This is a genomic window from Sphingomonas sediminicola, from assembly GCF_014489515.1.
Classification (GTDB): Bacteria; Pseudomonadota; Alphaproteobacteria; order Sphingomonadales; family Sphingomonadaceae; genus Sphingomicrobium; species Sphingomicrobium sediminicola.
This window is the reverse complement of sequence record NZ_CP060782.1, coordinates 64687-81403: the sequence shown is the minus strand read 5'-3', so window position 1 is coordinate 81403 and position 16717 is coordinate 64687. Positions and strand designations below refer to the sequence as shown.

Here is a 16717-nt window from a genome sequence, read left to right as displayed (position 1 = left end):
GGCGTGAAGTGAAGCAAATTTGCGTGCAACGAGCGCCCGGATTGCGTTACTGTATTATGTATGTAATACAGTAGTGAGTTTCACAATGCCGTTGAAGATGATCTTTCTCGCAGGAGTAGCCTGCATGTCCGCGCCGCTCCTCGCTCAGGCCGCGCCACTTCCTGCCGCGGAGACCGCGCCTGCGAAAGCGCCGTTCGTGAAGGCAGATGCCGAGGCAGCGGTGCGCGACCTCGCCAATGCGGTCGAGGAGAACTACCTCTTTCCGGAATACGGGCGGAAGTACGCGATATTCCTCCGCGCGAACCTCGCGGCCGGGAAATATTCGGACTTCGGGGACGCCGAGACCTTTGCCCGCAAGGTAACCGACGACCTTCGCGAATTTCACAAGGACGGACACCTTCGGCTCGAAGTAGCTCGTCCCGAAGAGCGCGGCACTGCCCAGGCGCCGAACGGGGACCCGCGAACGTCAACGACGTTGCGAAGGCCGGCTGGCTGGCCCCGGCGTTGCCTACATCGACTTCAACGGCTTCCCGGGCAGCGAGACGACATTGGCGGAGGTCCGCAAGTTCCTGGATGAGCACAAGGATGCCAAGTCGCTGATCATCGACATCCGCCACAATGGCGGCGGTGGACTGGCCGAGATGAACCTGATCTTCGCGCAGATCTACGCGAAGCCGACGACCCTCCTCGACATGGACATCCGAAGCGCAGTCGAGGCGAAATATGGATCGCCGTTCGATCCGAAGGACCCCCTGCTCCGCAGGATCGCGGGTCCCGACACCATCAACCGGCGAGAGCATCTGGCCGTCCCGGCCGCTCAGCAAAGCGGCCTCAAGGACGCCCAGGTCTATCTGCTGACCTCGAAGCGGACCTTCTCTGCCGCCGAGCATCTGTCCCTGGCGCTGAAGCGCACGCATCGCGCGACTCTGGTCGGCGAAGCGACCGGTGGAGGGGCGCATTTCGGCGGGATGGCGCCGATGGGCACGGGCTACGCCGCGTTTATCCCGGTTGGCCGTACGTTCGACCCGGACACGGGCGAAAGCTGGGAAGGCACTGGCGTGAAGCCGGACGTTGCAGTCCCTGCCGACAAGGCGCTCGACGAGGCTCTCAAGCTGGCGGGCGCCAAGGTCACCGGCAGTGCGGCACTGGCTTCGCTGCAGTGAAACACGTGGGCCGTTTGCCGATTTCTGGCAGGCGGCCCATCGAAATTGCACGAATTGCGACGGCCAGCGGGAGTAGAATGGACGGGTCGAGGAGCACATCGATGGCAAGGCAAATTCGGAACCTGCTAATGATGGCGGCTTTGTGCTGGGTCGCGCCCGTTGCTGCTCAGCAGCCTCCCGCAGAAAGCGAACCGCACCTGAGTGGCGGATGCCCTCACGCCAAGCAGGGTGCTGAAGTCGTGGTGGTGAGCGAACAGGCGCTTGGCGAGGTGCCGATCTCGGCAGGCCTCCGCGCCTTCATGCCTTAGGCCGCGACACTCTCCAAGGCTTCTGCGATCAGCTTCCGGCTATTGTCCACGCCGTAGAGCGCGATGAAGCTGCCCATGCGCGGGCCCTGGCTCGATCCGAGCAGCGTTTCGTAAAGCGCCTGAAACCAGCCGCGCAGGCTCTCGAACGGATGGCGCTTGCCGACCTCGAACACGAGATGTTGGATCGCCTCGCCTTCGGCATCGGCCGGAAGCTCCGCTAATTCCTTGTCGAGGTCGCGCAGCGCCGCTGCCTCCAGCTCGGTCGGTGACCGCCGCTTCAGCGTCGGAACAACGAAATCACGAGCGTAATTGACGGCGAGCCCGATCAGCTCGTCGAGCTCGGCATGCGTGTCCGCCGACGTGTCCGGTGCGTAGCGCTGCACGAACCGCCAGGCGGTCTCCTTGTCGTGGATGCCCGGCAGGCTGACGAGGTTAAGCAGCAGGCCGTAAGTGAGCGGCAGGCTCTGCGGCTCCGGCGCAGCGCCGTTGTGGATGTGATGGACCGGATTGCCGAGCTGCTGCTCTATCGGCTGGCTCTGATAGTTCCCGCGGAACTGCCAATATTCGTCGACCGCGCGCGGGATGAGACCGAGGTGAAGGCTCTTCGCCTTCTTCGGCTCGCGGTAAATGTAGAATGCGAGGCTCGGCTCACTGCCGTAGCGCAACCATTCCTCGAGGCTGAGCCCGTTGCCCTTCGACTTTGAGATCTTCTCTCCTTTTTCGTCGAGGAACATCTCGTAATTGAAGCCCTCCGGCGGGCGACCACCGAGGACGCGCGTGATCTTCGATGACTGGACGACGCTGTCGATCAAATCCTTGCCGGCCATCTCATAGTCGACGCCGAGCGCGACCCAGCGGGCGGCCCAATCGACCTTCCACTGAAGCTTCGCCTGTCCGCCAAGCGCCGACTGCTCGACGCGGCCTTCCTCGTCGTTGAAGGCGATGAGCCCGGCCTCGGCATCGATGACCTCGACGGGCACCTGCAGGACGCGGCCGCTCGTGGGCGATACCGGCAGGATCGGCGAATAGGTCTGCCGGCGTTCTTCGCGAAGGGTCGGGAGCATCACGCCCATCACGCCGTCCCAGTTACGAAGGACCGAGCGCAGGACTTCGTCGAACCGGCCGCTTGAATAGCATTCGGTCGCGGACAGAAATTCATAGTCGAAGCCGTAGCGGTCGAGGAAATGGCGGAGCATCGCATTATTGTGATGCGCGAAGCTCTCGTGGCTCCCGAACGGATCGGGGATTTGCGTCAGCGGCTTTCCGAGATGCTGCGTCAGCATTTCCTGCTCGGGAACATTGTCCGGGACCTTGCGCAGGCCGTCCATGTCGTCGCTGAAGGCGATCAGGCGCGTCCGCGCTCCACCAGTGAGTTCCTCATAGGCCTGGCGGACGAAGGTGGTACGCAGCACCTCGTTGAACGTGCCGATGTGCGGGAGGCCCGACGGACCGTAGCCGGTCTCGAAGACCATCGGCTCGCCGTTGGGCTTTCCATCCGGCCAGCGCTTCAGGAGCTTGCGCGCCTCTTCGTAAGGCCAGGCCTTTGAAGCCATTGCGGCTGTCCGAAGGGTCTGCGCGTCCAAATCCGTTGCTCTTCTGTTCTCTTGGCGACAAGGTCTGGGAATGGGCGCTCCTTTGCCTCTTCCCGCGCTGCACGCAACCCACGCCGGCATCTGGATCGCCAATAGCGGCGACGAATCGCGCGAGGCGAGCCGCGGAGAGGCAATCGCGCGTGCTGCCGAAACGCCCCACATCATCCTCAACGCGCCACTCGTCGGACAGCGCCTCGGCTACCCCGAATTGTCGGGACTCGACCTTCTGGAGCTGTTCGCTTTCATCCATCCGGCGCGATTCGCAGTGCCGACGGTAGCAGGCATGTGCCGCGCGGTCGGGCTGGAGCCGCCTACGGGAGAGGCGCAGGCGGCGGAGTCGTTCCGGGCCATAGCAGTCGCCTTGCTCGACGTGCTGGAACAGTCCGACTGGAAGGAACGCGAGGGCGCCTGGACGTCGAGCCAGTCGCTGGCGCGTATGGGCTGGGGCTGGGCGCCGCTGATCGCCGCCCGGCTCGAACGGCCGGAGCGCGGCGAGCGAATGCTCTTTTCGCGACTCAAGCAATGGGAGGAAACGGCTGATCGCCCGCCGCCGCGGACCGTTATGATCGATCCAGACGCGGCGCGAGACCGGCTGAAGAAGCTGACCGGATCGCGGTCCGAGCTTCGCGCCGGGCAATCGGCCATGGCCGGGGAAGCGACCAGCATCTTCGCGCCGCGACGGCAAAAAGATTCGCCGAATATGCTTCTGGCCGAGGCGGGCACCGGAATCGGCAAGACGCTCGCCTATCTGTCGCCTGCATCGCTCTGGTCGGAGGCTTCCGGCGGGACGGTGTGGGTCTCGACCTTTACCAAGGCGCTGCAGCGGCAACTCGATGCCGAGGGCCCGCGGCTATTCGAAAACGCCGAGGAGCGCGCCCGTCGGATCGTCGTCCGCAAGGGCCGCGAGAATTATCTCTGCCTGCTCAACCTCGAGGACGCGTTGCAGGGATCGTTCGCGGGTCGGGCGGCAATCCTCGCCCAGCTGGTCGGGCGTTGGGCCGCCTATTCCAAGGACGGCGACATGGTCGGCGGGGACCTGCCCGGCTGGCTGCCGAGCCTGTTTCGCCGCGCAGGCGCTACCGCACTGACCGACCGTCGCGGCGAATGCGTTTATGCGGGTTGCCCTCACTATCGGCGTTGTTTCATCGAGAAGGCTGAGCGCGCCGGTCGCGAAGCCGACATCGTGATTGCCAACCATGCGCTGGTGATGGTCAACGCCGCTCGCGCCCGCGAAGATTCGCCTCAGCGGATCATCTTCGATGAAGGCCATCACCTGTTCGATGCCGCGGATTCGACGTTCGCCGTCGCCTTCGGCGGGCAGGACGCGATCGAGATGCGGCGCTGGATCGTCGGGCCGGAAGGCCGCTCGCGGGGCCGGCGGCGTGGGCTTGCGGCGCGCCTGATGGATGTCGCCAGCTATGACGACGAAGGCGCGCAAGCGCTGGAGGCGGCCATCGACGCGGCGAAGGCATTACCGTCCGACGGCTGGCTGCAGCGGATCATCGAAGGATCGCCGTTCGGCCCTTCGAGGCCTTGCTCGGCGAGGTGCGCGGGATGGTCTACGCACGGGCCAAGGCGCAGGACGCGGGTTACGGGATCGAGACCGAACTTGCCGAGCCGGACGGCGCGCTGGTCGCTGCGGCCGCGAAGGCGCTGGAGACGCTCGAGGCCCTTCTTAAGCCGCTGGCCGCGCTTGGCCGCCGCCTCGAAGCGGTCATCGAGGACGCACCTGACTGGCTCGATTCGCAAGCTCGTGCGCGGGTCGAGGGTGCGATCAACGGCCTTTCCTGGCGGCGCGAGATCCTTTCGGCCTGGATCGCGCTGCTGGGCCGGGTCGGCGGAGCGGCGGACCCCGAGTTCGTAGATTGGTTGGCCATCGAGCGCGCAGAAGGACGCGAGTTCGATGTGGCGATCCATCGCCGCTGGCTCGACCCAACCAAGCCGCTTGCCGGTGCGGTACTGAAGCAGGCGCATGGCGTGCTGGTCACCTCCGCGACGCTTCGGGGCGGCGATGGAAGCTGGGCTCGGGCCGAAGCACGGACCGGAGCGGCGCACCTCGAATCGAATGTCGACCGGTTCGAGGCTAACAGCCCTTCGACTATGCCGCCTGCTCCGAAGTGCTGATCGTCACCGACGTAAAGCAGGGCGACTCGGCGGGACTTGCGGGTGCCTATGCTCGCTTGATTGAGGCGGCGGGCGGCGGGACACTTGGGCTGTTCACCGCTATCCAGCGGCTGAAGACGGTGCATTCGCGCATCGCCGACCGGCTGGCACGCACCGGCCTGCCCCTGCTCGCGCAGCACGTCGACCCCATAGATCCCGGGACTCTAGTCGACATCTTCCGCGACGATCCTCGTGCGTCGCTACTAGGAACAGATGCCCTTCGCGATGGAGTCGATGTGCCGGGCGAATCGCTTCGGCTGGTATTGATGGAGCGGGTGCCCTGGCCGCGACCAACAGTACTGCACGCGGCCCGGAGAATGGCGGGCGGCGGTAGCGCCTATGACGATGCAGTCGTCCGCGCCCGCCTCGCACAGGCATTCGGCCGATTGATTCGTCGCGAGGGTGATCGCGGGACGTTCGTGATCCTGTCGGCGGCAATGCCGTCGCGGCTCCTGTCGGCTTTCCCGCCAGGCGTGCCGATCCGCCGCGTTCCGCTCGACGAGGCGATTGCGCACGTCGCGGCGACGCGATCTGCTAGGCCGGCGACAGCGGTTCCGGAGCCCGTCAAATGAAGACGCTTTACCTTCTTCGTCACGCCAAATCGGACTGGGGCGATTCCTCGCTCAAGGATTTCGACCGACCGTTGAACGATCGGGGCTGGAAGGCTGCGAAGGCGATCGGCCACGAAATGCGCGAGCGGGAGCTTGTCCCGGACCTGGTCCTACTAAGCCCTGCCGTTCGGACGAAGGAGACCTTGGCGCGGGCGGAGGAGGGCTTCGGCGGCAAGCTCAACGCGGTCGAAGACCGGGCGATCTATCTCGCGGAGACGGAAACATTGGTCGAACTGGTACGCCGCGCGCCCGCCGACGCCGCTCGACTACTGATCGTCGGTCATAATCCCGGAATGCACGAGCTGGTTCTCGTCCTTTCGAACGGACCGAACGAGCTAAGGGAAGAAGTGGCTCACAAATTCCCAACGGGCGCGATGGCGGAAATCACCTTCGACGTCGAAGACTGGCCGGACGTGGCGTCCGGGACCGGCCGCCTTCGGAGCTTCGTTAAACCCCGCGATCTTTAGTCTTCGATCAGCGCCGCAAGATGGTGGCGGATCGCCTTCAGGCGCTCGACGTCGATGCTGCTCGCGGATGGACGCTCCATTGCAACGGCGGCATCGCCGACGGCAGCGGCGACCGGCCCAACCTGCGGCACGTCCTTGCTCCGAAGCACTTTCTGGACGCCCCGGACCGTATAGCCCTCGCTGTTCAGGAGGCGATGGATCATACGCGCAAGCTCGACGTCGGCAGGCCGGTAGTAGCGCCGGTTGCCGGCGCGCTGAAGCGGCCGCAGCTGGGGAAACTTGGTTTCCCAATAACGCAGGATGTGCTGCGCAACGCCGAGCTCGTTGGAAAGCTCGCCGATTGTCTTGAAGGCGCCCGGAGCCTTTTCGCCGGTCGCCATCCCGATTCTTACCGGGCAATCCTGTCGCGCATGATCTGGCTCGCGCGGAAGGTCATGACGCGCCGCGGAGCGATCGCAACCTCGATGCCCGTCTTCGGGTTGCGGCCGACGCGCTCGCCTTTGTCGCGAAGGATGAAGCTTCCGAAGCCGGAGATCTTCACGTTCTGACCCTCCGACAGGGCATGGCACATGTGGTGAAGCACCCGCTCGACGAGCTGCGCCGATTCGGCGCGCGATAGGCCTAGCCTATTATGGACGACGTCCGCCAAGTCGGCACGGGTCAACGTCCCGCCCAAACCCATCTCCTTGCTCATCCGTGCGATGCCGAGGTCGGCCATCTGATTCTCCCGCCCAAGACTCGCCGCATCCCCGGTTACGGCATATTACAGCTGCGTAACGGAAATCAGCCGTGTCGACAATGCGACTTTTCACTGATTTCCATTAGTTTTCAATACCTGAGGACTGCAGCCCCCACGTGAAGCCACCCCCATGGCTTCGAGAACAACAATATCCCGCGCTTGATTCGTCCATCCTTCACCGCAGTGTCCAACGCAAGAGGAACCGATGCGGCCGACGTATTTGCATGCCGGTCCACCGTGACGACGACCTTCTCGCTCGGAAGGCCGAGCTTCTTCGCAGTCGCGTCGAGGATCCGCGCATTGGCCTGATGTGGCACGACCCAATCAACGTCCTCGGCCTTCAGGTCGGTCGCGGTCAGTACTTCGTTCAGCACGTCGGCGAGATTCACGACTGCGTGGCGGAAAACTTCGCGCCCCTTCATCCGGAGCTTGCCGACCGTGCCAGTCGTGGAAGGCCCGCCATCGACGAACAGCAAATCGTTGTGACGGCCATCGGCGTGTAGTTTCGTCGCCAGGATTCCGCGCTCGCCTTCCTCCGCGCGCAGGACGAGCGCCCCGGCACCATCGCCGAACAGGACGCAAGTGGTACGGTCTTCCCAGTCGAGGATCCTGCTGAATGTCTCTGCGCCAATGACGAGCGCGGTCCGACCCGTGCCCCCACGGATCATCGCGTCCGCAACGCTCACGGCATAGAGGAAGCCGGTGCAGACGGCGTGGACGTCGAAAGCAACGCAATCGTTGATTCCAAGCGCGGCCTGAACCTTGGTTGCCGACGACGGGAAGGTCTGGTCGGGGGTCGCCGTTGCTAGGACGATCAGGTCGACTTCGGCCGATTCGATCCCGGCATTCTCGAGCGCGGCGCGCGCTGCGTCGGTCGCGAGGCTCGCGGTCGTCTCGCCTTCGCCCGCAATGTAGCGGCTGCGAATGCCGGTACGCTCGACGATCCACTGGTCGGACGTGTCGACCTGCCGCGCCAGTTCTTCATTGTCGACGCGGCGCTTGGGGAGAGCGGAACCGGTTCCAATGACGACGGAACGAAGGGTCACTGGGCAGCCTCGTTGAAGGCGTGAGCCCGGAAATTGTCGAGATCGTCGCCGATCTTCCGGATGATGTCGTTGCGGACCATGCTCGCCGCGACGTTGATCGCGTTGGCGACGCCTTTCGGATTCGCGCCGCCGTGGCTTTTCACGACCAGGCCGTTGAGGCCGAGGAAGACCGCGCCGTTGTGGTTGTTCGGGTCGAGGTGGTGCTTGAGCAGGTTCAGCGCCGGCTTCGACAACGCGAACCCCGCCTTGGAGCGAAGCGAGCTCTTGAAGGCCCGGCGCAGAAGATCGGTCACGAAGCGCGCGGTGCCCTCGGCGGTCTTGAGCGCGATGTTGCCGGAGAAGCCGTCGGTTACGACCACGTCGACGTTGCCGCGCGACAATTGGTCGCCCTCGGTGAAGCCGTCGAACCGGAACGCCAGATAATCGGCATCGCGCAGCAGAGCGGCAGCCTCCTTGAGCTCGTCCGTGCCCTTTAACTCCTCGGTTCCAATGTTGAGCAGCTTCACACGCGGCTTCGAAACGCCCAGGACAGTGCGCGCATATGCCGAGCCCATCACTGCGAACTGGACGAGGTTCTGGGCGTCGCACTCGGTGTTGGCGCCAAGGTCGAGCATGACACAGTCTTGCTCGCCGAGCGTCGGCAACAAAGCGGCGAGCGCCGGCCGGTCGATGCCGGGCATGGTGCGCAGCGCAAGCTTCGACATAGCCATCAGCGCGCCGGTGTTTCCTCCGGAGACCGCGGCGTCGGCCTGCCCGTCTTTCACGGCATTGATTGCCACGCCCATCGACGTCGTCTTGGCGCGGCGGATCGCCTGGCTGGGTTTCTCTGAAGCGGCGATGGATTCGGGCGTGTGACAAACAATCACACCGCGATCGAGCTGGCCATGCTTCTTTAGCTCCGCGCGGACGATCTTCTCGTCGCCGAAGAGGGTGAATTGAAGGGCGGAATCCTTGCGGCATGCGCGGACGACGCCGGCGATGATCGCCGCCGGGCCGGTGTCGCCTCCCATTGCATCAATCGCGATCCGCGGGCCTGCGTTCATCGCCTTCAGCCCCGCGCCTCCTTTGGCCGTTAGGCTTCAGTCGAAACGATCTCGCGGCCATTATAGTGGCCGCATGCCTGGCACAGATTGTGGGGGAGCTTCAGCTCACCGCAGTTCGGGCATTCCTGAAACGTCGTGGCCTTCAGCGCGTGGTGGCTGCGGCGCATGTTGCGCTTCGAGGGCGAGGTTTTTCTCTTCGGAACGGCCATGGAGGCACCTGTCTTGGAATCTGATTACAAAAAAATTGGCGACGATCGGTGCCTCTTCAACGGGGAAGCCCCGCGGCGGCGTCCGGATCGTCGCGAACGCGGCTCCTATAACGGAAAGAGACGAGAGCGCAAGGCGGTCGGACTATTAGAACCAAGCGCGAATTGCATGGCCGCGCTCGCCCCAGAAGACGAACCACTTTCCTGCAGCCTCAACTATCCTCTTCTGTTCCTCGAGCGGGAATTCACTCGGCGGCCGCTTTGGCCGACCGAGGCCGAACATTCGCCCTAAGCCACTGGTCTGCACTCCAGTATCGACATCCGCTGTCTTCGCCACGTCGGCCGCCGCGAGCAAGTCGCGGCCATACTCGACAGCTTCCTCAGGAAATCTGTGCTCCCAAGCAGCCTCAATCAGCTGCGACGAAAGAACATCTGTGCATGCGCCAAGGAATGCACCACGGAAGCTAGTTTCATCCAATCCCTCGTATTGGCCTCCATGGCTATACAAGGGGATGCCATCGGATCTTGCCAATCGCAGGACACAGTACCCGTGGAAGTCTTTCAGTGCGGCTGCCACCTCCGCTGGCGTTTGCGCCCCGCGCGCCTGGATAATCCAGCTATCCGCATCAGGGTCGAAGCCGACACGGGGAGCTCCAACTCGCTCATGCGGGGGATGCTGATCTCGCCGAAGCGACTGGCGTCCGAATCGATTGGTTCGCCGTCACCAAAAGATCGCGCGAGAATTTCTCGCCATTCTGCTTCGTGTCCTGGCTTTGGGCATCCTTCGACAACGAGATCCAACCCCATTGATGCTCTCCCACTCAGGCCGCCAACGCCGCATCTCCGCAGAACGGATTTGTCGCCCGCTCATGCCCGAAGGTCGACATCGGCCCGTGCCCCGGTATGAAGGCCGTCTCGCCGCCCATCGGCCAGAGCTTCTGTGTAATCGATTCGATGAGTTGCTGATGATTGCCCATCGGGAAGTCCCAGCGCCCGATCGAGCCTTTGAAGAGAACGTCGCCGACGATCGCCAGTTTCGACTCCGCGTGGTGGAAGACGACGTGGCCCGGCGTGTGGCCGGGGCAGTGACGGACGTCGAAGGTCAGCTCGCCGACCGTCGCGGTGTCGCCATCCTCGAGCCAGCGATTGGGCTCGAACGGCTTGCCGGTGATGCCCCAGCGCTTCCCGTCGTCGTCGAGACGCGAGATCCAGAAGCGGTCGGCCTCGTGCGGCCCTTCGATCGGGACGCCCAGCTCCTCGGCGAGGATTCCGGCCGACCCGCAATGGTCGATGTGGCCGTGGGTCAGCAGGATCTTCTCAATCGTCACCCCGGCCTGCTGCGCCGCCGCTTTTAGCTTAGGCAGGTCTCCGCCCGGATCCGTGAGCGTGCCGCGCATCGTCTTTGTGCACCACAACAGTGTGCAATTCTGCTGCAGCGGCGTGACCGGGATGATGGCGGCGCGAAGAGGTGGGTTCGCCTCGGTCATTTGGCGAGCAGGGTCTTTTCCCAGAACTGGAGGGTCGACCAAAACTGATAGTCCTGGTTCTCCTTCTTTGCGAACCCGTGGCCCTCATTTTCGCCGACGAGGTGCCAGACCTCGCTGCCATTGGCGCGGACCGCCTTTACAACCTGGTCTGCCTCCGACTTCGGAACGCGCGGGTCGTTGGCTCCGGTCACCACGAACAGAGGCGCCTTGATCTCGCTGACCCGTCGGAGCGGCGAGATTTCGAGCAGCTTTTTGCGCTGCTTCGGGTCACGCTCGTCGCCATATTCGACGCGGCGAAGGTCGCGGCGATAGCTTTGCGTGTTCTCCAGGAACGTCACGAAATTGGAGATGGCCACCACGCACAGCGAGCCCTTGAACCGGTCCGCATAGGCAATGGCCGAGGCGTAGCACATGTAGCCGCCATAGCTTCCGCCCGTCTCCGCCATGCGCGACGCATCGATCCTGGGATCGGCGGAAAGCCGGTCGAGGAAGGCACCGATGTCCTTCACGCTGTTCTCACGCTTGAACGGCCCGTTATCGAGGCTGACGAAGCGTTTTCCGTAGCCCGACGAGCCGCGCACGTTCGGATAGAAGATCGCGATTCCAAGCTCGTTCACGAGATAATTGTTGCGGCCGAGGAAGCCGGGTCGGCTCTGCGATTCCGGACCACCGTGGATGTTGAAAAGCAGCGGCCGCCTGCCGGGGAATTTCGCCGGGTCTGGCCGATAAAGGAAGCCCGAGACGGTTTCGCCGTCGAAGCTCTTTGCCTCGATCAGCTCAGGCTCGACGTTGATGTTCGGGTCCAGGCCGCCAGTCTCGCTTTGCGTCCAGCGCGTGACGGAAAACGTGTGCGGATCGAGGGAGTAAGCGTCGCTCGGGCTCTTTGCCGAGACCATCGAGAATCCAAGTGCTCCCCAGGGTGCGAATTCGAGATTGGAGATTTGCCCGAGCGGGAGGCTGGCGGCCTGTTGAGCGCGGCCGCTTGCCACGTCGAGCAGGAAGAGACGGCTGCTACCCGCTTCGTTGACCGTGTAGGCGATCGTCCGACCGTCCTTGCTAAACTCGAATTCCTCGACGTCCCAGAGCGACTTGGGGCTCACGGGCGTGAACTTGCCGGTCTTGGGATCGAGGCGTCCGAGTCGCAGGACGTCGCTGTTCTCGTCGGAGGTCGCCCACAGCGTTCCGTCGGGCGCGAACTCGAGGTCGCCGTAGGAAATGGCCTTCCTGTGATCGCCAATCGGCGCGAGCTTTCCGCTGGCGACGTCCAGCAGGTACGGATTGCTCTTCGTGATCGAGATGTACTCCATCACCGCCGCCTGCGCGCCGCCGGGAGCAAAGCTGTCGAAGTTCCATCCGCCGCCCTTCACCTGCGCGACCAGGCGATTGCTCTTCGGGTCGCGCGGATCGACGATGTAGAGGTCGGAATCGGTGCCGTTGCGACGGGTCGAATTATATCCAACCAGCCGGCCCTCCTTGTCCCAAGTGCCGAACTCATTGCGGCTCTTGCCGTCGGTCAAAAGCGTCAGTGTTCCCGACGCCAAGGTGTAGAGCTGGTAGAATTCGTCGCCACCCTTGTCCTTGGTCACGACCAGCACGTCACCTTTGGGAGACCAGCTTCCGCCGACGGGCTCGACCTCGAAGCTGATCTGGCGGCGCATCCCCATCGGCGCCGCGACCGTGTGGAGCTGGCTGGTATTCCCGAAGCGGGTCGCGATCAGCATTGACCGATCGGCCGCGTTCCAGCCTCCAAAGCCGGCCGTGCGGAACTCCATGTAAGGGCGAGTGCGCGCCGCAAGCTCGTCCGGGACGGCAGGTAGGCCGTCGGCAGTCAGCGCCGCGGGTTTGGGAACTTCGGCGACTGCAGCTGTCGACAACAAAGCGGCGGCGGCGAGGGCGACACGGATGGAACGCAAAATGATGCTCCCCTGATCGGATTGTTGGTCGGTGAACTATTCGGGCTTGGCGGGCGCAGGCGCCGGCAAGGTCGCGAGCGACGGCGGCACGTCCTTCATCGACGCCGACACTTCCTCGGCCCGGCGCAGGACGCGGAGGATGTTCCCGCCGGCGAGCTTGGCGAGATCCTTGTCGCTCCAGCCGCGGCGGATCAGCTCGGCGAATAGCAAGGGGTAGCCGCTAACGCTGTTCATGCCCGGTGGGGACTGATCATAGGGAATGCCGTCGAGATCGCCACCGAGGCCGACATGATCGTCCCCGGCGACCTTGGCGATATGCTCGATGTGGTCGGCGATGATTCCGATCTCCGCCTTTGGGGGCGGGTTCGCCTTGTCCCATGCATCCATTGCTGCCGTGCGCTTGTCGGGCTGGCCGGTGAAGAGCGATTTGAGCTTGGCCTCTTCACCCGCGCGCATCGCGTTCCACTGGCGGAAGGGCTCGGAGAGATAGCCGGTGTAGAAGTTTACCATCACCACGCCGCCGTTCGCCGGAAGCAACGCGAGCACGTCGTCCGGCACATTGCGCGGATGGTCTTCGAGCGCGCGCGCGTTGCTGTGCGAAAAGATGACCGGAGCCTTCGAAGCCTCGATCGCGTCCTTCATCGTGTCCGGTGACACGTGGGCGAGGTCGACCAGCATGCCGATGCGGTTCATCTCTTTGACGACCTCGACGCCGAACGGGCTGAGGCCGCCGTACTTCGGATCGTCGGTTGCGCTGTCCGCCCAGTCGTTGGTCGCGAAGTGGGTCAGCGTCATGTAGCGGGCGCCGAGCCGGTAGAACTGGCGGAGCGCCGCCATCGATCCGCCCATCTGGTGGCCCCCTTCAACCCCCATCACGGACGCAATCTTGCCCTTGCGGTGGATGCGCTCGAAGTCGGCAGCGGTCGACGCGAGCTCGAGATCGTTCGGATAGGCTTTGACAAGCCTCGTCACGATGTCGATCTGCTCCAGGGTCTGGCGGATCGCCTCATCTCCATGAACGCTCGCGTCGATGTAGACCGACCAGAACTGGCCGCCGACCCGGCCTTCGTGAAGGCGGGCCATGTCGGTCATCATCGGGTTCGGCTGACGCTTGTCTGAGCCGCTCGCGAGACCCTCGACGCTCATCTTCCAATTCTCGCGGATCTGCTCCGGCACGTCGTTGTGGCCATCGATCAGCGGCGTTCGCTTGAGGATCCGGTCGATCCGCTTTTGGACTGGGGCCGGGATCGGCTGGGCCAATGCTGGGGTAGCGACGAGCAGCGCGGCTGCGGCTGCGAGCAGGCGGGTTTTCATGTCCATGGCGCGAAGGTGTATGGGCCGAAACAGCCGTGCGCAATCGGCAGGGCTTGTCCTTCCCCGCTTCGCCGTCAATGAAGGCGTTGATGAGTCAGCCAGCCCCACGTCCAGACCTGTCGATCACCATGCGCTTCGATCCCGAGGATGGGATCACGGATCTCGAAACGCACCTCGACCAGCTGAAGCGCGAAGCGGACCAGGCCGGCTTCAAGTTCGACCATCATGCCGCCCGGAACGAGCTGCAGGCCGCGACATTTGGACGGCGCGCGGCGGCTACTGCGCGGCTGGTACTGTCGTCGACCGGAGCGATGGCGATCGAGGTTCGGCCGGCCTGACGCCGCGCCTGAGCCAGCTTACGATCTCGTGCGCAATCCGCTGCGACGCACGGCCGTCGCCATAGGGATAACTCGGTCTCCGCATCGCATTCAGTGTTGCGGGGTTATCAAGTAGTCGGGCCACCGTCTTTTCGATCAAATCGGGATGCGACCGACCAGCAGCATGTTGCCGCTTGCGATGGCTTCCGGCCGCTCGGTTCGATCGCGCAGGATCAGCCGCGGGATGCTCCGCGCAGGCGCGCCCTATGTCTGGCGGCCGGCCGAGAAGCTGGCAAGGCCTAACGGAAGTTGTCGGCGTAGGCCTGGAGCTTCATCTTCAGCGGAGCCGCCGGGATCAGATGATACTGAAGCCCGCGCTTTTCGCAGAATGCGATTGCCTCATCCTTGGTCTTGAACGTGATGCGCACCTGCGTGTTCGTGTCGCCAGATCCGTTCCAGCCGGTCAGCGGGTCGGGACGGAGCGCCTGCTCGCGCTCGAACTCGAGAAGCCAGAGGCCGTTGTTGGCCCTGCCCGACTGAGTCGTGCGACGGTCGAGCTCGGAAATGCGTGCAATCGTCATTACCCGCGAGGTGGCCCAGTGCCGCTCCGAAATCAAGCGCTTGAGTGGCGCAGATGTTCTCGTGCGCGGCGCAGCAGTTTGTGCTAATCGGCGCGTCCTCCCTGGGAGAGGAGGAACAGCATGTATCGTGCAAGTTATGCGTTGCTGGCGGCGGGAGTGTCGCTGGCCCTGTTCGGCTGCAACAAGTCGCCGGTGGCGACCAACGTGCAGGAAGCGAATGCCGAGAATGCAGCGGCTTCAGCGACCGACCACAATGACCCGGTCGCGAGCGCAATGTCGGCCGCGCCCTCATCGATTTCCGAGGGCGCGACGATTGTCCAGGCGCAGGCCGACGGGTCGATGAAGACCCTGCGCGAAGGAACGAACGGCTGGACCTGCATGCCCGACAGCCCGACGACTCCGGGACCCGACCCGATGTGCATGGACGCCAATGCGGCGAAGTGGGCGCAGGCCTGGATGGGCAAGAAGGACCCGCCTGCCAACACCGTCGGCGTGATGTACATGCTCGAAGGCGGAACGGACGCCAGCAACTCCGATCCCTATGCGACGGCTCCGACTGCCCAGAACGATTGGATCAAGACGGGTCCGCACATCATGATCGTGGGCTCCAAGGAGATCCTCGCCGGATATCCGTCAGGTGCGAAGCCGGACACGGCATCCCCTACGTCATGTGGTCGGGCACGCCTTACGCGCACCTCATGATACCGACCGGGGGAAGGCCGCTCAGTAAGCGCGGGAAATGGCGAACTCGACCGCTTCGCTGAGCGCCGATTTCGCCTTGCCCGCCGGGAATTGCGCAAGCGCGTCTAGCGCGCGCCGTCCATAGTGGCGCGCGCGCTCGATGGTTTCGGATAGGGCATCTGTCCCGCGTAGCAGTGCGATTGCGTGCGTCAGGTCTTCGTCTGAGATACGCTCGCCGAGCATCGCATCGCGCCAGAAGGCCCGGTCTTCGTCGGACCCGCGCGCGTGAGCGAGGATGACGGGCAGCGTGACTTTTCCGTCGCGGAAGTCGTCGCCCACGCCCTTACCCATGATGTCCTGCTTCGAGCCATAGTCGAGCGCGTCGTCGACGAGCTGGAACGCAATCCCGAGATATTTGCCATATTTCTCGAGCGCGACCTCGGCTTCCTCGCCCGCTTCGGCAACGACCGGCGCAATTCGGCAGGCTGCAGCGAACAAAGCTGCGGTCTTGGCCGAGATGATGGTCAGATACTGGTCTTCGTCGGTTTCGACGCGGCGCTGGGTGGTCAGCTGCTCGACCTCGCCCTCGGCAATTACCGCAGAGGCATGGCTGAGGATCTTGAGCACGCGAAGGCTGCCGTCCTCCACCATCAACTCGAAGGCGCGGCTGAACAGGAAGTCGCCGACGAGCACGGTCGCCGGATTGCCCCAGATGAGGTTCGCGGTGCGCTTGCCGCGGCGCAGGCCGGAGCCGTCCACGACATCGTCGTGAAGCAGCGTCGCCGTGTGGATGAACTCGACCGCCGCCGCGAGCTTCTGGTGCCGCGTTCCGCTATAGCCGAGCAGCGCCGCCGACCCGAGCGTCAGCATCGGCCGCATCCTCTTGCCGCCACCGGCGATCAGGTGGCCAGCCAGTTCAGGTATCAGCGCGACCTTGCTCTGCATGCGCTCGAGGATGACGGCGTTCACGCCGTGCATGTCATCGGCGACGAGTGCCATCAGCGGCTCGAGCGAAGGAGCGGTCGCGGGCTTGAGTTCGTGGACGGTCGCGGTCACGCGCGCCACCTAGCCGCCGCGCGGCCTTTT

17 protein-coding genes and 2 pseudogenes are annotated in these 16717 nt (G+C 64.1%); 8 read left to right on the top strand and 11 right to left on the bottom strand.

Going from position 1 to position 16717, the window contains the following annotated elements; all coding sequences use genetic code 11:
* Nucleotides 1-124 precede the first annotated feature (124 nt).
* The 3 genes from H9L14_RS00460 (at nucleotide 125) to H9L14_RS00450 (ending at nucleotide 1471) form a co-directional block, all read left to right on the top strand.
* A complete protein-coding gene (locus tag H9L14_RS00460; protein ID WP_187708790.1) occupies nucleotides 125-577 on the top strand; it encodes a S41 family peptidase in 453 nt (150 codons plus the stop codon).
* Nucleotides 549-1163, top strand: a complete 615-nt coding sequence (locus H9L14_RS00455; protein ID WP_187708789.1) for a S41 family peptidase — start codon at nucleotides 549-551, stop codon at nucleotides 1161-1163. The genes H9L14_RS00460 and H9L14_RS00455 overlap by 29 nt, the downstream gene beginning before the upstream one ends.
* Before the next feature lie 101 nt (nucleotides 1164-1264).
* Nucleotides 1265-1471: a hypothetical protein gene (locus H9L14_RS00450; RefSeq protein WP_187708788.1), complete on the top strand. Its 207-nt coding sequence runs from the start codon at nucleotides 1265-1267 to the stop codon at nucleotides 1469-1471.
* Here H9L14_RS00450 and H9L14_RS00445 read toward each other — a convergent pair.
* Nucleotides 1468-3024: a lysine--tRNA ligase gene (locus H9L14_RS00445; RefSeq protein WP_246444278.1), complete on the bottom strand. Its 1557-nt coding sequence runs from the start codon at nucleotides 3022-3024 to the stop codon at nucleotides 1468-1470. The genes H9L14_RS00450 and H9L14_RS00445 overlap by 4 nt on opposite strands.
* A 70-nt stretch (nucleotides 3025-3094) precedes the next feature.
* Between H9L14_RS00445 and H9L14_RS00440 the strand changes: the two are divergent.
* Nucleotides 3095-5798: pseudogene (locus H9L14_RS00440) on the top strand (ATP-dependent DNA helicase).
* A complete protein-coding gene (locus H9L14_RS00435; RefSeq protein WP_187708786.1) occupies nucleotides 5795-6304 on the top strand; it encodes a SixA phosphatase family protein in 510 nt (169 codons plus the stop codon). Before H9L14_RS00440 ends, H9L14_RS00435 begins: the two are co-directional and overlap by 4 nt.
* Here H9L14_RS00435 and H9L14_RS00430 read toward each other — a convergent pair.
* The 5 genes and pseudogenes from H9L14_RS00430 to rpmF form a co-directional block, all read right to left on the bottom strand.
* Nucleotides 6301-6684, bottom strand: a complete 384-nt coding sequence (locus H9L14_RS00430) for a MerR family transcriptional regulator (RefSeq protein WP_187708785.1) — start codon at nucleotides 6682-6684, stop codon at nucleotides 6301-6303. The two genes, H9L14_RS00435 and H9L14_RS00430, sit on opposite strands and share 4 nt — an antisense overlap.
* Before the next feature lie 8 nt (nucleotides 6685-6692).
* On the bottom strand, nucleotides 6693-6986 hold the full coding sequence (locus tag H9L14_RS00425; protein WP_187709805.1) for an integration host factor subunit alpha: 294 nt from the start codon (nucleotides 6984-6986) through the stop codon (nucleotides 6693-6695).
* Between the two features lie 139 nt (nucleotides 6987-7125).
* Nucleotides 7126-8089: pseudogene (locus H9L14_RS00420) on the bottom strand (beta-ketoacyl-ACP synthase III).
* Complete coding sequence (gene plsX, locus H9L14_RS00415) at nucleotides 8086-9132, bottom strand: phosphate acyltransferase PlsX (RefSeq protein ID WP_187708783.1); 1047 nt, start codon at nucleotides 9130-9132, stop codon at nucleotides 8086-8088. Before plsX ends, H9L14_RS00420 begins: the two are co-directional and overlap by 4 nt.
* Before the next feature lie 29 nt (nucleotides 9133-9161).
* Nucleotides 9162-9341, bottom strand: coding sequence for a 50S ribosomal protein L32 (gene rpmF, locus H9L14_RS00410; protein WP_187708782.1), 180 nt, complete (start codon nucleotides 9339-9341; stop codon nucleotides 9162-9164).
* On the opposite strand from rpmF, the gene H9L14_RS00405 reads away from it, so the two are divergent.
* Nucleotides 9268-9630 (top strand): hypothetical protein, encoded by a 363-nt coding sequence (locus H9L14_RS00405; protein ID WP_187710013.1) that lies wholly within the window; start codon nucleotides 9268-9270, stop codon nucleotides 9628-9630. The two genes, rpmF and H9L14_RS00405, sit on opposite strands and share 74 nt — an antisense overlap.
* A 529-nt stretch (nucleotides 9631-10159) precedes the next feature.
* On the opposite strand, the gene H9L14_RS00400 is transcribed toward H9L14_RS00405, so the two are convergent.
* The 3 genes from H9L14_RS00400 to H9L14_RS00390 are packed head-to-tail and all read right to left on the bottom strand — an operon-like array spanning nucleotide 10160 to nucleotide 14058.
* Entirely contained in the window at nucleotides 10160-10825 is a 666-nt protein-coding gene (locus tag H9L14_RS00400; protein ID WP_187708781.1) for an MBL fold metallo-hydrolase, read from the bottom strand.
* Nucleotides 10822-12738, bottom strand: coding sequence for a S9 family peptidase (locus H9L14_RS00395; RefSeq protein ID WP_187708780.1), 1917 nt, complete (start codon nucleotides 12736-12738; stop codon nucleotides 10822-10824). Before H9L14_RS00395 ends, H9L14_RS00400 begins: the two co-directional genes overlap by 4 nt.
* 36 nt (nucleotides 12739-12774) lie before the next feature.
* Nucleotides 12775-14058, bottom strand: coding sequence for a dipeptidase (locus tag H9L14_RS00390; protein ID WP_343070204.1), 1284 nt, complete (start codon nucleotides 14056-14058; stop codon nucleotides 12775-12777).
* Between the two features lie 83 nt (nucleotides 14059-14141).
* Between H9L14_RS00390 and H9L14_RS00385 the strand changes: the two genes are divergently transcribed.
* Entirely contained in the window at nucleotides 14142-14390 is a 249-nt protein-coding gene (locus H9L14_RS00385; protein ID WP_187708779.1) for an aminotransferase class IV, read from the top strand.
* 278 nt (nucleotides 14391-14668) lie between these two features.
* Here H9L14_RS00385 and H9L14_RS00380 read toward each other — a convergent pair whose 3' ends face one another.
* Nucleotides 14669-14950 (bottom strand): NADH dehydrogenase ubiquinone Fe-S protein 4, encoded by a 282-nt coding sequence (locus H9L14_RS00380; protein WP_187708778.1) that lies wholly within the window; start codon nucleotides 14948-14950, stop codon nucleotides 14669-14671.
* Between the two features lie 120 nt (nucleotides 14951-15070).
* Here H9L14_RS00380 and H9L14_RS00375 point away from each other — a divergent pair, with 120 nt between their 5' ends.
* Entirely contained in the window at nucleotides 15071-15652 is a 582-nt protein-coding gene (locus tag H9L14_RS00375) for a hypothetical protein (protein ID WP_187708777.1), read from the top strand.
* A gap of 21 nt (nucleotides 15653-15673) precedes the next feature.
* Here the strand turns inward: H9L14_RS00375 and H9L14_RS00370 are convergent, their stop codons facing one another.
* Complete coding sequence (locus H9L14_RS00370; RefSeq protein ID WP_246444276.1) at nucleotides 15674-16687, bottom strand: polyprenyl synthetase family protein; 1014 nt, start codon at nucleotides 16685-16687, stop codon at nucleotides 15674-15676.
* Nucleotides 16688-16717: the final 30 nt, after the last annotated feature.